Genomic DNA, 14682 nt, shown 5'->3' on the forward strand with positions numbered 1-14682 from the left:
CTAAGAGAGAAAGAGAGGGAATTGCAATGTTAACATTGGACAAATTTGAACAGGCAAGCGAAATCGTAAAAAAGGTAACCAACCCTACAAAACTGGTCTACAGCGAATATTTAAGCAGCCAGTCCGGCGGAAAAGTATACCTGAAGCCAGAGAATATGCAGTATACCGGAGCATACAAGGTGCGCGGCGCATATTACAAGATCAGCACGATGAGCGAGGAAGAACGGGAGAAGGGCCTGATTACCGCATCCGCAGGCAACCATGCCCAGGGCGTGGCATACGCTGCCCAGAAGTTTGGATGCAAGGCGACCATCGTCATGCCGACGATCACGCCTCTGATTAAAGTAAACCGTACTAAGAGTTACGGGGCAGATGTCGTGCTTCATGGCGATGTCTATGATGATGCCTGCGCGCATGCAATCCAGCTGGCAGAGGAGAACGGCTATACATTCGTGCATCCGTTTGACGACCTGGATATCGCGACCGGCCAGGGAACCATCGCTATGGAGATCGTGCAGGAGCTTCCTACGGTGGATTACATACTGGTGCCAATCGGCGGCGGCGGACTTGTAACCGGCGTATCCACCCTGGCAAAGATGCTGAATCCAAAGATCCAGGTGATCGGCGTGGAGCCGGCAGCGGCAGCCAGCATGACGGCGGCCATCAAGGCCGGGGGGCCTGTGACGCTGGATAGCGCCAACACGATCGCAGACGGAACTGCAGTGAAGCGCGTAGGAGAAACCATCTTCCCATACGCCCAGGAGAACATTGACCGTATTCTGACGGTGGAAGATGATGAACTGATCGGCGCTTTCCTTGATATGGTAGAGAACCATAAGATGATCGTAGAGAATTCAGGGCTTCTTACGGTTGCGGCGTTAAAGCAGCTGGATCTGAAGGGAAAGAAGGCAGTGTCCGTACTAAGCGGCGGCAACATGGATGTGATTACCATGTCTTCCATCGTTCAGCATGGCCTGATCCAGAGAGACAGGATCTTCTCCGTATCCGTACTGCTTCCGGATAAGCCGGGCGAACTGGTGAGAGTTGCGGCAACAATAGCCAATGCCCAGGGCAACGTCATCAAGCTGGATCATAACCAGTTTGTAAGTACCAACCGTAATGCGGCTGTGGAACTGCGTATTACGATGGAGGCGTTTGGAACCGAGCATAAGCATGAGATTATGAAAGCGCTGGAAGATGAAGGATTCCGTCCTCGCGAAATCGGCGCTAAGCTTTATTAAAAATGACGCCTGAGAATTTAGCGATTCTTATCATAGGCGGTCTGGGAGCCTTGCTGCTGGTGATCGGAATCGGGATAGCGGCGGCCCAAAAAAGCAAGATCCGTCATTGTACAAAGATGACAGCCGGGCGGGTGATCAGGCATCGATATCGTGGCGACGGACGGGTGAATCCTATGATAGAATACGAAGTAGAGGGGCAGATGTACACGGTGGCCCGGAAGTTTCGAGGAATCATCACGAAGACCAGGATATCCCCAGGGAAACTATACGAAGATAGTGGCGCATACGTGACGGAAAAGGATTATCTGTATATTCCCAGGAGCGCCGTGACGAATATAAGGCAGATGGCGCAAGACCTATGGCCGATAGGAAGCAGCATTAACGTCTATTACAATCCTCTGCGGCCCCAAGAAGCCCACGCCGAAAAAATACCGGCACAGCCGCCGGCAGAAACACGCGTTTTTGCTGGCGCCGGCATCGGGCTTATGATACTTTCCTTTATAATCGCTTTTTTCATTGCATCATAGATTGCCGCCTTCATGCGGGAATATAAAATAGCATTCAATCCATGAAAATGGGCTGGATGCTATTTTTTTCATCCAGATATTGACAAATGGTGTATAATTGTATACAATTATACATATTAAGTTTCATACTTTACTAAAACATAATACCTATAAAGGAGAGAGAAAGAAAATGGAAGATAGGAAAGTGTATCTGGATAAACATTCGAACCTGCTGCAGCTGGAAGAGCATATGTACCCCTTGGTGGATGTTGAAAAACCCAACATCTTCCGCAACCTTTTCCACTATGACGAGATCCCCAAGATCGCGTTCAATGACCGTATAGTGCCTCACAGCATGCCGGACGAGATCTGGATCACGGATACGACTTTCCGTGACGGACAGCAGTCCAGAGCGCCTTACAGCACGAAGCAGATCGTGGAGATCTACGATTATCTCCACCGTCTTGGAGGCCCGAATGGGAAGATCCGCCAGTGCGAGTTCTTCCTGTATAGTAAAAAGGACCGCGATGCCGTTTATAAATGTATGGAAAAAGGCTATGATTTTCCTGAGATTACCAGCTGGATCAGAGCAAGCAAGAAGGATTTCCAATTGGTAAAAGACATTGGACTTAAGGAAACGGGCATTCTGGTCAGCTGTTCGGATTATCATATCTTCTTCAAGATGAAGATGACCAGGCTGGAGGCCATGAACCATTACCTGTCCGTCGTCAGGGAATGCCTGGAGACGGGGATCAGCCCGAGATGCCATCTGGAAGACATCACCAGGGCAGATATCTATGGTTTCGTAATCCCCTTCTGCCTGGAATTGATGAATCTGATGAACGAGTATAAGATTCCCGTGAAGATCCGTGTCTGCGATACGATGGGCTATGGAGTGAATTATCCGGGAGCGGTGATTCCAAGGTCTATCCCGGGAATCATCTACGGACTGAGGATACATGCAGGCGTTCCCAGCGAATTGATCGAATTCCATGGACATAATGACTTTTATAAAGCAGTGAGCAATTCCACGACAGCATGGCTGTACGGAGCATCCGGAATCAATTGCTCCTTGTTCGGCATTGGAGAGCGGACAGGAAACACGCCTCTTGAGGCCATGGTATTTGAATATGCGCAGATAAGAGGAACCCTGGACGGCATGGATACGCGGGTGATCACGGAACTGGCGGAATATTACGAAAAAGAGATTGGATATAAAGTTCCTGCCCAGACACCGTTTGTAGGAAAGAACTTTAATGTGACGAAAGCAGGAATCCATGCGGACGGTCTATTGAAAAATGAAGAAATATATAATATATTTGATACAGATAAGTTCCTGAACCGGCCCCCGATGGTGGCTGTGTCCAATACTTCCGGGCTTGCGGGAATTGCCCACTGGATCAATACCTACTTCAAGCTGCCGGAAGAAAAGGCTGTGGACAAGAATTCCGAACTGGTGAAGAAGGTCAAAGAGTGGGTTGATGCAGAGTACGAGAGCGGCCGCGTGACATCGCTGACGGATGAGGAACTGCTGAAAGTCATTCATGAGACATGCCAGGAATTAGGCATAATCTAATTGGGGAGATGTAGGAATGGAAGAGTATCATGACCACTCATTGCGTGGAAGAGTATTTCAAAAAATCAGAGAGGATATCCTGACAGGCGTCTACAAAGAGCATGACGAACTGCGGGAAGTAAGTATTGGAGAAGAACTGGGCGTAAGCAGGACTCCGGTCAGAGAAGCACTGCGGCAGCTGGAACTGGAAGGACTGGTGACGATTGTACCGAACAAGGGAGCCTACGTCACGGGAATTACCCCTCAGGATGTGCATGACATCTACAAGATCCGTTCTCTTTTGGAAGGGCTTTGTGCCAGATGGGCGACGGAACACATCACAGGCAGGCAGATCGAAGAACTGGAAGAGATCATTCTTCTGTCAGAATTCCACCTGCGCAAAAAGAGTGCCGAGCAGGCCGAACAGGTGTCGGAACTGGATGGAAAGTTCCATAAAGTCTTGTACGAAGCCTCTAATAGTCGTATACTGGAACACGTATTATCCGATTTCCATAAATATGTCCAGATGGCAAGGATGATGTCCGTAGGGGCCAAAGACAGGGCCGAGCGCTCCATAGAAGAGCACAGGGACATCTTAAAGGCGATCAAGGATAAGGATCCCGATAAGGCAGAGTGGCTGGCAAATCAGCACATCATGAAGGTAATGGAAAATCTTCATATGGAAAACTAACAATAGAAGGAGAGTATGCAAGATGGCAAAGATTAAGATGACAACACCAATTGTCGAGATGGACGGCGACGAGATGACCAGGATCCTCTGGAAGATGATAAAAGAGAATCTTCTGGAGCCTTTTATCGAACTGAATACGGAATATTATGATTTGGGACTGGAGTACAGGAATGAGACCAACGATCAGGTTACGGTGGATGCCGCCAATGCGACGAAAAAATACAAGGTCGCGGTAAAATGCGCGACTATTACTCCCAATGCGGCACGCATGACCGAGTATGACCTGAAGGAAATGTGGAAAAGCCCCAACGGCACCATCCGCGCGATCCTGGATGGAACCGTATTCCGCGCGCCAATCGTGGTAAAGGGAATCGAGCCGTGCGTGAAAAACTGGAAGAAGCCGATCACCATTGCCAGACACGCATACGGCGATGTATATAAAGGCTCTGAGATGAAGATCCCGGGGGCCGGCAAGGTAGAACTGGTCTATACGGCTGAGGATGGCACTCAGACGAAGGAACTGGTACATAATTTTACGGGCGAGGGAATCGTGCAGGGAATGCATAATGTGAGCCAGTCCATCGCAAGTTTTGCAAGAAGCTGCTTTAACTATGCCCTGGATACGAAGCAGGATCTGTGGTTTGCGACAAAAGACACGATCTCCAAGAAGTATGACCATACGTTCAAGGACATTTTCCAGGAAATCTATGACGCGGAATATGATGAGAAGTTCAAATCGGCAGGCATCGTATACTTCTATACCCTGATCGACGATGCGGTTGCCCGCGTTATGAAGTCGGAAGGCGGATATATCTGGGCATGCAAGAACTATGACGGGGATGTGATGAGCGACATGGTTTCTTCTGCGTTCGGCTCTCTTGCCATGATGACTTCCGTACTGGTGTCGCCGGACGGCTATTATGAGTACGAGGCTGCTCATGGAACCGTGCAGCGCCATTACTATAAGCATTTGAAGGGCGAGGAGACGTCCACCAACTCTGTGGCTACCATCTTTGCATGGACCGGAGCGCTCAGGAAAAGAGGCGAATTAGACGGTAATTCTGAACTGATGGAATTTGCCGACAGGCTGGAGAAGGCGACCATTGATACCATCGAATCCGGAAAGATGACGAAGGATCTGGCCTTGATCACTACGATTGAGAATCCTACGGTGCTAAATAGCGAGGAGTTTATTAAGGCTATCGGGGAGAGACTTTAAGTGGCTTAATTTGTTTTTTCGAGGACGGACGTTGCGGGAAAGGGAGATACACGGCGGTAAATCCCACTTGCTTCGCCGGGAAAGTATAAGTCAAAAAAGCCTCAAATCTAAGTAACCGGACATATTCGGCGAAAAATTCTGAAAGAATTTCTCACCTCAGATGTCCTTGGATATTTTGTTTGTGACAAAATATCCATACTTAGATTTGAGGCTTTTTCGACTAACACTTTCCTTTCGGCTCGCTCTACGGACATACCGCCATGTATCTCTCTTTCCCGCACCTGACGTTCTCTGATAAAGCAAAGGAGAGGCGCTGGGGTTACATTTCTTTGCTGAATTTGTGTTTGTAGTAGGCGTAGGTTAGGAGCATGGCGATTAGGGCGGCGGCGCTTAGGAGGATGGGGATGAGGGGCGTGCGCTGCTCAATCAGGATGAAGATGATTCCCAGCATGACGTAGAGCATGACGTCAAAGGCTCTGGCTTTGGCCTGGCTGATGATGGCGATGTTACGTTCGTCGTTTTTCTCGATTAATTCCCGCACGGGCTGGCCCAGCTGGGCCTGCTTCTTGTAGATGTAGGTAGTGCCGAAATAGTTGATTCCGAAGATCATGCAGATCATCCCGGCATAGTGGAGTATAGAGAATAGGGTCTGTATGGGAGCGGAAAAGGCTCGCATGCTATCCAGCATGCCAAAGACGAAGTACAGGATAATGCCTGCTGCCAGCAGGATGATTTTATTTCTTTTTTCTTTCATTCTGATTCCTCCTCATAGATAAAAATATCTTCAATATTCATGTGGAAATACCGGGCGATCTTAAAAGCCAGAATGATGGAAGGATTGTACCGTCCGTTCTCCAGGGAGCCGATGGTCTGCCTGGAGACTTCCAGGATATCGGCCAGTTCTTCCTGCTTAAGCCCGTGTTCTCTGCGGATTTCTTCCAGCCTGTTTTTCAAGAATATCCCTCCTTATCTAATGTCAAGTTTACTTTCCATAATTCCAGTATAGCATGCAATATATAAATGTCAAGTTTGCTTTCCATAACTTCCTGCTAAGGTGGTTGAGTGGAAGATAAAATTGTGCTATACTTTTTTCCTGGAAGGAGACTTGGATATGAAAAGTAATTGCGAGTCCTGCGCTCATTATGAATATGATGAAGACTATGAATGCTACACATGCCAGATGAATCTGGATGAAGACGAACTCTATAAATTTGTGAACAATACATATCATGACTGTCCCTATTACAGTTATGGGGACGAGTATGCAGTTGTCAGGCACCAGATGTAAATGCAAAAGAAAAGGGGAGAAGACAAGATGAAGATACTGATGATTAATGGCACGATGAGAAAAGGATCTACTTATCAGGTCGGGAAATTGGCGATTGAAGAGATCATGCAGGAAGGGGACCAGCTCACAGAACTGTTCCTTCCCAAGGATATGCCGGAATTCTGCCGGGGATGCGCTGCCTGCATCCGGGAGAGCGAGACGAGATGCCTGGACTATCTTATGTACATGAAGCGGTTTACCAGAATGATTGACGAGGCGGATCTGCTTATATTTACTTCTCCGGTATATGTGATGCACGTATCCGGCGCGATGAAGGCTCTGCTGGATCATTATGGATACCGGTGCATGATTCACCGCCCGGAGGCATCTATGTTTGGCAAGCAGGCTATCTGCATCGTTACGGCTGCCGGAGGCGGCATAAGGTCTGCGCTTAAAGATATCAAAGACAGCCTGCTGTATTGGGGCGTAGCCAGAATTTACACCCTTGGAGTCAAGGTGGGAACCTCCGGCTTTGAACATATGGAACAGGCGGCAAAGGATCAGGTGACGGAAAATATCCGGAAGCTTGCCCTAAAAATACACAGAGAGCCTGCCGCTGTAAAGCCGGGGCTTAAGACAAAGATTTTATTCTATATCATGCGCAAGGTGGTTCGGGATGGAAACAATCCGGCTGACCAGAAGTATTGGGAAGAAAATGGATGGCTTGCCAAGGAAAGGCCATGGAAGAACAAGACTGGCCAGCAGGTGGAAGAATGATGGATATCAGACTTTATTATGAAAAGGCAGGGGATGGGGAGCCGTTGATATTGCTTCATGGCAATGGAGAAGACGGGACTTATTTCAAGCATCAGATGGAATATTTTTCAAAAGATTACAGAGTCATTGCAATTGATACCAGAGGCCACGGAAAATCGCCGCGAGGAGAGAAGCCTTTTACAATCAGGCAGTTTGCAGAAGATTTGAACGGATTTATGGAAGAACAGGGGATGGAAAAGGCGCATCTCTTGGGATTCAGCGACGGCGGTAATATCGCGCTCGCTTTTGCGCTCAGGTATCCGGGAAAAGTGGAAAGCCTGATTCTTAATGGAGCCAATCTCTGCCCTGCGGGCGTAAAGCCAAGCGTGCAGATTCCGATCGCCCTGGGGTATAAGATCACATCCTTTTTTGGCAGGTTTCATCATAGATCCAGGCAGAAGGCCGAGATGCTGGGGCTTATGACAACCCAGCCTGATCTAAGTCCACGGCAGTTAAAAGAAGTGAAAGCCAGAACCCTGGTGATCGTGGGGGAAAATGATATGATTAAGGACAGCCACTCTGTGCTGATTTGTGAAAGCCTGCCAAATGCCAGGCTTGTAAGAATAAAAGGAGATCATTTTATAGCGGCTAAGAACCCGGAAGAGTTCAACCGGGCAGTCAGCCGCTTTCTAAGAAATCGTGATTCTATTGTTTGAGCAGACCGTATTCTGCTTTATTCCGCAAGTTCTTCCCATTTCTGGTAGAGTTCCTCCAATTCCCCGGCGATCCTGGCCTTTTCTGAGGCCAGTTCCTGGCATTTGACGGAATTGGTGAAGATCTCTTCTTGCATCATCAGGGAGTCGATCTCGCCGTCCCGCTCTTCCAGCAGCGTGATGCGCTCCTCTGTCTTTTTCAATTCATTCTGGCGCTTGCGTTCCTTTGCCTGGGCTTCTTTTTGCTCCTGCCAGCTTAATTTGGCTTCGGATACAGTTTCTTTGGCCGCAGCGGCATCCGCGTCAGGGTCGCCAGCGTAGGCGGCTGTCAATTCGTCCTTTTTTTCCAGATAATAATCATAATTGCCGATGTAATTGACAAAGGTCCGGTTGACAAGATCCAGGATCCTGGTGGCAGTCTGATTGATAAAATACCGGTCATGGGACACGTACAGCACCGTCCCGGTATAATCATTCAATGCCCTTTCCAGAATCTCCTTGGAAACGATGTCCAGATGGTTGGTAGGCTCATCCAGGATCAGGAAGTTGGCCTCTGAAAGCATCAGCTTCGCAAGGGAGACCCGGCCTCTTTCTCCGCCGCTCAGATCGCCGATACGCTTGAATACGTCGTCTCCGGTGAATAGAAATGCAGCCAGGACATTGCGTATCTCCGTGTTGGTCAGTGTAGGATAGTCGTCGGAAATCTCATCGAATATGCTCTTTTCCATATGAAGGACATGGTGCTCCTGGTCATAATATCCCACATTTACATTGGTGCCCAGGGTAAATGTGCCGTTATCGGCCGGGATGACCTGGTTCAAGATCTTAAGCAGGGTTGTCTTGCCGGTGCCGTTATCACCGATGATGGCAACGTGCTCCCCCCGCTTGATTTCAAAACTTACATCCGAGAACAAGGGCTGGGAAGGAAAGGACTTGCTTAAGTGCTCGACGCTCAGCACATCATTGCCGCTGGTACAGGATGGCTCCAGCGTCAGGTGGATTTCCGTGTTTGCCTCCACCGGCTTTTCCACCGGCTTCATTTTTTCCAGCATCTTTTCCCGGCTTTCTGCCCGCCGGATGGATTTCTCCCGGTTGAAAGAGCGGAGTTTCTCAATGACGGCTTCCTGGTGTTTGATTGCCTGCTGCTGGTTCAGGTATTCCTTTAGCTGCGCATCCCGGATCTGCTCTTTCTTCTGGGCATATTCGCTGTAATTGCCCAGATAGGTCATCAGTTTTCCCTGCTCAATCTCCAGAACCTTGGTTACGACCCGGTTCAGGAAATACCGGTCGTGGGACACGATCAGTACGGCGCCCGGGTAGTTCAGCAGATAGGTCTCAAGCCATGCGATGGAATTCAGATCCAGGTGATTGGTTGGCTCGTCCAACAACAGGATATCGGGACGGGTCAGCAGGAGTTTTCCTAAAGAAACCCGGGTTTTCTGCCCTCCGGACAAGGTATCCACTGGCTTCTTAAAGTCGCTTTCCGAAAAGCCGAGGCCTTTGAGAACCCCGGTAATCTCACTTTCGTAGGCGTAGCCGTTCTCGCGCTCGAAAGCCGCCATCAGGCGGTTATACGTCTCAAGGCGGGAATTAAGGGCATCGCCGCTTAGATGCTTCAGTTCCAGTTCAATGGTGCGGATCTGCTTTTCCATGGCAATGATATCCGCTTTTGCAAGCCGGACTTCTTCGTATATGCTGTTGCCGCTCATCATTTCCTGATGCTGGGCCAGATAGCCCAGGCTTTTACCCTTAGTAAGGATGACATCCCCGCCGTCAGACGGCAGTTCTCCTACGATTATTTTTAAGAGAGTGGACTTCCCGGCGCCGTTTGGACCCACCAGGGCAGCCTTCTCATTATCCTCTATATGAAAAGATCCATCGGCCACGATTACCTCTTCGCCGAAGGATTTATTGATCCCGTGACATGCTAATATCATAATATCCTCCTTCATACATATCCGTTTCCATTATATCGAAAATAGGACAAAATACAACTAAAAGTTTGACTTTGCTACCACAATTCTATATAATGATTCTTAGAACGATATGGGAAGGTGAATACGAGTGGAAGATAGAGGGATTTCTCAGGCGGTGATTCGCAGGCTGCCAAGATACTACAGATATTTAGGCGAATTACTTGAAAATGGTGTGGAGCGTATCTCCTCGAATGATTTAAGCAAGCGGATGAAAGTTACTGCATCTCAGATTCGTCAAGATCTTAACAACTTTGGTGGATTCGGGCAACAGGGCTATGGCTACAACGTAAAGTATTTATATACAGAGATAGGCAAGATTCTGGGATTGGAAGAAGACCATAATATTATCATTATCGGAGCAGGTAATCTGGGACAGGCATTGGCCAACTACGCGGCATTTGAAAAGCGTGGATTCATATTGAAAGGAATCTTCGATGTGAATCCGAGACTGGAAGGCGTATCCATCAGAGGCGTGCCGATCCGTATGATGGACGGGCTGAAGACCTTCGTACAGGAGAATGACGTAGAGATTGCCGTGCTGACGATTCCAAAGGACAAAGCAATTGAAGTGGCAAATATGCTGGTGGAGAATGGCGTGCGTGCAATCTGGAACTTTGCGCACACAGACCTGAATCTGCCGGAGTATGTCATTGTGGAAAACGTCCACTTATCAGAAAGTCTTATGCAGCTATCCTACAATATCAGCAGATATAACGAAGAACATAAGAAATAGCAAGACGAAAACGTGTAATGACAGGCATGTGCAGACAGGCTGGTCTTTACACGTTCTTTTATATGTTCAATTATTGATGGAGGTGATGGAATGAGATATCTGGCTAATGGCCGGCAGATGAAGGCGGCAGACCAGTATACGATACAGGAACTGGGAATCCCATCTATGGAACTGATGGAACGGGCGGCCTTAAAGTGCGTGGAAGTGATGGAAGCGCATAGACTTGATCTTAGCAGGCCCTGCATCGTATGCGGCTCGGGAAATAATGGCGGCGACGGGTTCGCCATCGCTCGTCTGCTGAACCAGAAGGGATATCCTGTAACCGTCTGCTTTGTGGGAAATGAATCCCACCGCACGGAAGAAACCAGGAGCCAGATGCGGCTTTTAAAAGAAACAGGCGCCGATATCTGCAATGAGTATAAGCCTGGCGAATATAGTATCATAATAGATGCTATTTTCGGCGTCGGGCTTAGCAGGGAAATCATCGGACGCTATCTTAAGGTTATCCGCCAGATGAACGAGGCAGATGCCGTCAAGTTCGCTGTGGATATCCCATCCGGCGTCTCTGCGGATGAAGGAAGCATATTGGGAGTGGCATTTCAGGCGGATATTACGGTGACATTCCAGATGGAAAAGGTGGGACTTGGCCTATACCCGGGAAAAGGATACGCGGGCAAGGTCATCGTAGCAGATATCGGAATCAATACGGATAAGACCGTAGCGGATGTAGGCGTGGCTTATACTTATGAACCGGAGGAATTCCGGAAACTGCTGCCTGGAAGAATGGAAGATTCTAACAAAGGAATGTATGGCAGACTGCTGATCATAGCCGGGAGCAAGGGCATGTCAGGGGCTGCCTACCTGAATGCAAAGGCGGCTTATAAGGCAGGGGCAGGGCTGGTACAGATCTATACGCCCGAAGATAACCGAATCATCCTGCAGGAACTTCTTCCGGAGGCGATTGTTAAGACCTACGACTTTTTTGACGAGGGAGAACTTATCCGCCTGCTGAAATGGGCAGATACGGTATGTATCGGCTCAGGGATGGGAACCAGTGAAAAGTCTAAGAAAATACTGAAGACGACGCTGGAAAATCTAAGCGTCCCATGCCTGATCGACGCGGACGGCCTGAATCTGATCGCGGAGCACAGGAAATATATGGACCGGATTCCCCATGATCATTTGATTATCACGCCTCACATGAAGGAGATGTCCCGGCTTACGGGCATCAGCGTTTTAGAACTGAAAAGCCGCAGGATGGAGATCCTAAAGGAGTTTACAGAAAAGCACCATATAACCTGCGTCTTAAAGGACTCCAGCACCGTGGTGGCATCCCCCGGGGAACGCGCCTATATCAACCGCTCCGGCAACGCTTCCATGGCGAAGGCAGGCGCAGGAGATGTGCTGGCTGGCATCGTGGCCGGGCTTATGGCCCAGGGGATGGATTGCCAGGAGGCAGGGATCCTGGGGACCTACCTGCACGGCCGGGCAGGGGATCTGGCCCGTCGGGAAAAGGGCAGCTACAGCGTGATGGCGGGAGATTTAATAGAATATTTAAGTGAAGCATTTAAGGAACAGGAGGAAAAAAATTATGAACAATTATACTAGAATCTGTGCAAGGGTGGACTTGGATGCAATAGAATATAATATGGAGATGATGAAAAAGAACATCAAAGAAGGAGTGCAGATGATTTCCGTCATCAAGACGGATGGATATGGCCATGGCGCACTGCAGATCGCAAGGATGCTGGAGGGCAAGGAATATTTATGGGGCTATGCGGTTGCTACGCTGGATGAGGCAGTCGTTTTGCGAAAAGGCGGAATCAAGAAGCCGATCCTGGTTCTCGGATGCATCTTTCCGGATCAGAGAAAGGCTATGATCGAAAATGAGATCCGGATGACCGTCTATACCGAAGAGATGGCAAAAGAGGTCTCTGAACTGGCAGGAAGCATGGGAAAACAGGCATATATCCATATCAAGCTGGATACAGGCATGTCCAGGCTGGGATTTCTGATCGAGGATGAGAGCGTCGATAAGATCGAGTCTATCAGCAAGATGCCAAACTTGATCATGGAAGGCATGTATACGCATTTTGCCAAAGCGGATGAGACGGATAAGACGTTTACCCATTCCCAGATGGACGGCTATCTGTGGATGAAGAAAGCCCTGGATGATAGGGGAGTGACTTTCAAGTTCTACCATTGTTCCAACAGCGCGGGGATCATAGACGTCAAAGAGGCGAATCTGGATCTGGTAAGAGCCGGCATCTCTACATACGGGCTTTATCCTTCCAGCGAAGTAAAGAAAGAAAATGTGCCGCTGAAGCCTGCGATGGAGCTGATCAGCCATGTGGCCCATGTTAAGTGGGTGAAGGAGGGAACCCCTGTAAGCTATGGCGGAACCTTTATTACCAAGCGCCCCACCAAGATCGCAACCATACCGGTGGGCTATGGGGACGGATACCCGAGAAGCCTCTCCAACAAAGGCTATGTCCTGATCCATGGAAAGAAGGCCCCGATCCTCGGTCGGGTATGCATGGATCAGTTCATGGTAGATGTGACGGAGATTGACGACGTAAAGTACGCTGACAAGGTTACTTTAGTAGGCTGCGACGGGAACGAGAAACTTCCGGTGGAAATCTTAAGCGATCTGTCCGGACGGTTTAACTATGAGTTCGTCTGCGACCTTGGAAAGAGAATCCCAAGAGAGTTCATCCGCCACGGCGAGGTTGTGGAACAGATGGATTGGTTTGCTTAATTGCCTGATTTGCAAACTCTATGGAATACATCCGAAAAAGATGGAAATACTAATTTTATCTTAGAAAAATCGGAGTGTGAATAGAGTGCAAGTAAGACGCGGAGATATATTTTATGCAGATCTAAGCCCGGTTGTCGGGTCTGAGCAAGGCGGCATAAGGCCGGTTCTGATCATACAGAATGACGTGGGCAACAGACACAGCCCGACGGTCATCTGTGCCGCCATTACCTCAAGGATGAATAAGGCAAAACTGCCAACGCATGTAGAGATTGATGCAAAGAAATATCAGATTGTCAAGAATTCAGTCATTCTGCTTGAACAGGTAAGAACCATTGACAAGCAGCGGCTGAAGGATTTAGTATGTCATTTGGATAAAGAAATAATGAACAAAGTAGATGAGGCTTTAAAAATCAGTTTTGAGCTTCATACATAGAAAAGGAGTTTGAATTAGCAAGTTATGGAAGAGGGCGGTTTATTTCACCGGATGAAGCAGATATTCCAGGTGGAAGAAGAGATGGACGAAGACACGGTTAAGGAAGCAGCCGGTCTGATTCGCAATATATTCCGGTATATGGATAAGGACGCAAAGGATATTATGACCCACCGCAAGAACATCGTTGCGGTGGATGGCAATGAGCCGCTGGAAGTGGCGCTGAAGTTCATGCTGGAGGAGAGTTACTCCAGATTTCCAATATACGGAGAAGACATTGACGAGATTGTAGGAATCATACATCTCAGGGAGGCGATGACCTGCTATCTGGAGGAACGATTAAGGCCGGTGCCTGTGAAGGATCTGAAGGATTACATAAGGCCGGTTACATTTATTCCGGAGACGAAGAGCATTGACACCCTGTTTAAAGAGATGCAGGCGGAGAAAAACCATATCGTCATCGTCCTGGATGAGTATGGACAGACTTCGGGACTCGTGGCTATGGAAGATATTCTGGAAGAAATCGTTGGAAATATCCTGGATGAGCATGACGAGGAGGAAGTGCTGATTACAAAAAATGCCGACGGCAGCTATACCGCAAACGGCATGATGGATCTGGAAGACTTGGAAGACGTGATTTTCGTAAAATTTGAAAAGGAAGAGTATGAGACTCTGAACGGATTCCTGATAGACCAGCTGGACCGGATTCCCGGAGAAGACGAGCAATGCGTGGTCGAATACGAAGGATACCGCTTTACAGTCCTTTTTGTTGATAATAACACAATCCAGAGAGTTAAGATTGAAAAACGCAGCGAAGAGTGATAGAATAGGAAAAGT

At 48.5% G+C, this 14682-nt stretch carries 16 protein-coding genes; 13 read left to right on the forward strand and 3 right to left on the reverse strand.

Features of this window, described 5'->3' with window-relative positions; genetic code table 11:
- Window positions 1-26: 26 nt before the first annotated feature.
- The 5 genes from ilvA to K0036_RS09355 all read left to right on the forward strand — a co-directional run bounded on the left by ilvA (window position 27) and on the right by K0036_RS09355 (window position 5212).
- The gene (gene ilvA / locus K0036_RS09335) at window positions 27-1241 is read left to right on the forward strand and encodes a threonine ammonia-lyase (protein WP_025643524.1); all 1215 of its coding nucleotides are present in this window, start codon (window positions 27-29) and stop codon (window positions 1239-1241) included.
- Window positions 1242-1243: 2 nt separating this feature from the next.
- On the forward strand, window positions 1244-1768 hold the full coding sequence (locus K0036_RS09340; RefSeq protein WP_220431239.1) for a DUF3592 domain-containing protein: 525 nt from the start codon (window positions 1244-1246) through the stop codon (window positions 1766-1768).
- A 169-nt stretch (window positions 1769-1937) separates the two neighbouring features.
- Entirely contained in the window at window positions 1938-3323 is a 1386-nt protein-coding gene (locus K0036_RS09345) for a 2-isopropylmalate synthase (RefSeq protein WP_025643522.1), read from the forward strand.
- Between the two features lie 16 nt (window positions 3324-3339).
- Window positions 3340-3993: a GntR family transcriptional regulator gene (locus K0036_RS09350; RefSeq protein WP_004606172.1), complete on the forward strand. Its 654-nt coding sequence runs from the start codon at window positions 3340-3342 to the stop codon at window positions 3991-3993.
- Between the two features lie 22 nt (window positions 3994-4015).
- On the forward strand, window positions 4016-5212 hold the full coding sequence (locus tag K0036_RS09355; protein WP_025643521.1) for an NADP-dependent isocitrate dehydrogenase: 1197 nt from the start codon (window positions 4016-4018) through the stop codon (window positions 5210-5212).
- A gap of 319 nt (window positions 5213-5531) precedes the next feature.
- On the opposite strand, the gene K0036_RS09360 is transcribed toward K0036_RS09355, so the two are convergent.
- Both K0036_RS09360 and K0036_RS09365 read right to left on the reverse strand, forming a co-directional pair.
- Window positions 5532-5966 (reverse strand): hypothetical protein, encoded by a 435-nt coding sequence (locus tag K0036_RS09360; RefSeq protein ID WP_025643520.1) that lies wholly within the window; start codon window positions 5964-5966, stop codon window positions 5532-5534.
- The gene (locus tag K0036_RS09365) at window positions 5963-6166 is read right to left on the reverse strand and encodes a helix-turn-helix transcriptional regulator (protein WP_025643519.1); all 204 of its coding nucleotides are present in this window, start codon (window positions 6164-6166) and stop codon (window positions 5963-5965) included. Before K0036_RS09365 ends, K0036_RS09360 begins: the two co-directional genes overlap by 4 nt.
- A 157-nt stretch (window positions 6167-6323) precedes the next feature.
- On the opposite strand from K0036_RS09365, the gene K0036_RS09370 reads away from it, so the two are divergent.
- The 3 genes from K0036_RS09370 to K0036_RS09380 are packed head-to-tail and all read left to right on the forward strand — an operon-like array spanning window position 6324 to window position 7951.
- Window positions 6324-6500, forward strand: a complete 177-nt coding sequence (locus K0036_RS09370) for a DUF6472 family protein (RefSeq protein WP_004606168.1) — start codon at window positions 6324-6326, stop codon at window positions 6498-6500.
- 27 nt (window positions 6501-6527) lie between these two features.
- A complete protein-coding gene (locus tag K0036_RS09375; protein ID WP_025643518.1) occupies window positions 6528-7256 on the forward strand; it encodes a flavodoxin family protein in 729 nt (242 codons plus the stop codon).
- A complete protein-coding gene (locus K0036_RS09380; protein WP_220431240.1) occupies window positions 7253-7951 on the forward strand; it encodes an alpha/beta fold hydrolase in 699 nt (232 codons plus the stop codon). The genes K0036_RS09375 and K0036_RS09380 overlap by 4 nt, the downstream gene beginning before the upstream one ends.
- Before the next feature lie 17 nt (window positions 7952-7968).
- Here the strand turns inward: K0036_RS09380 and K0036_RS09385 are convergent, their stop codons facing one another.
- Window positions 7969-9885 carry an ABC-F family ATP-binding cassette domain-containing protein gene (locus K0036_RS09385; RefSeq protein WP_220431241.1) on the reverse strand — a complete coding sequence of 639 codons (1917 nt, stop codon included), beginning with the start codon at window positions 9883-9885 and terminating at the stop codon, window positions 7969-7971.
- A gap of 127 nt (window positions 9886-10012) precedes the next feature.
- Here K0036_RS09385 and K0036_RS09390 point away from each other — a divergent pair, with 127 nt between their 5' ends.
- The 5 genes from K0036_RS09390 to K0036_RS09410 all read left to right on the forward strand — a co-directional run bounded on the left by K0036_RS09390 (window position 10013) and on the right by K0036_RS09410 (window position 14667).
- Window positions 10013-10657: a redox-sensing transcriptional repressor Rex gene (locus K0036_RS09390; protein WP_025643515.1), complete on the forward strand. Its 645-nt coding sequence runs from the start codon at window positions 10013-10015 to the stop codon at window positions 10655-10657.
- 90 nt (window positions 10658-10747) lie between these two features.
- A complete protein-coding gene (locus tag K0036_RS09395) occupies window positions 10748-12265 on the forward strand; it encodes an NAD(P)H-hydrate dehydratase (RefSeq protein WP_220431242.1) in 1518 nt (505 codons plus the stop codon).
- Window positions 12249-13415: an alanine racemase gene (gene alr, locus K0036_RS09400; RefSeq protein ID WP_025643513.1), complete on the forward strand. Its 1167-nt coding sequence runs from the start codon at window positions 12249-12251 to the stop codon at window positions 13413-13415. Before K0036_RS09395 ends, alr begins: the two co-directional genes overlap by 17 nt.
- A gap of 85 nt (window positions 13416-13500) precedes the next feature.
- The gene (locus K0036_RS09405; RefSeq protein WP_004606161.1) at window positions 13501-13848 is read left to right on the forward strand and encodes a type II toxin-antitoxin system PemK/MazF family toxin; all 348 of its coding nucleotides are present in this window, start codon (window positions 13501-13503) and stop codon (window positions 13846-13848) included.
- 24 nt (window positions 13849-13872) lie between these two features.
- Window positions 13873-14667, forward strand: a complete 795-nt coding sequence (locus tag K0036_RS09410) for a hemolysin family protein (protein ID WP_025643512.1) — start codon at window positions 13873-13875, stop codon at window positions 14665-14667.
- Window positions 14668-14682 lie beyond the last annotated feature (15 nt).

This window comes from [Clostridium] scindens, assembly GCF_019597925.1.
Classification (GTDB): domain Bacteria; phylum Bacillota; class Clostridia; order Lachnospirales; family Lachnospiraceae; genus Clostridium_AP.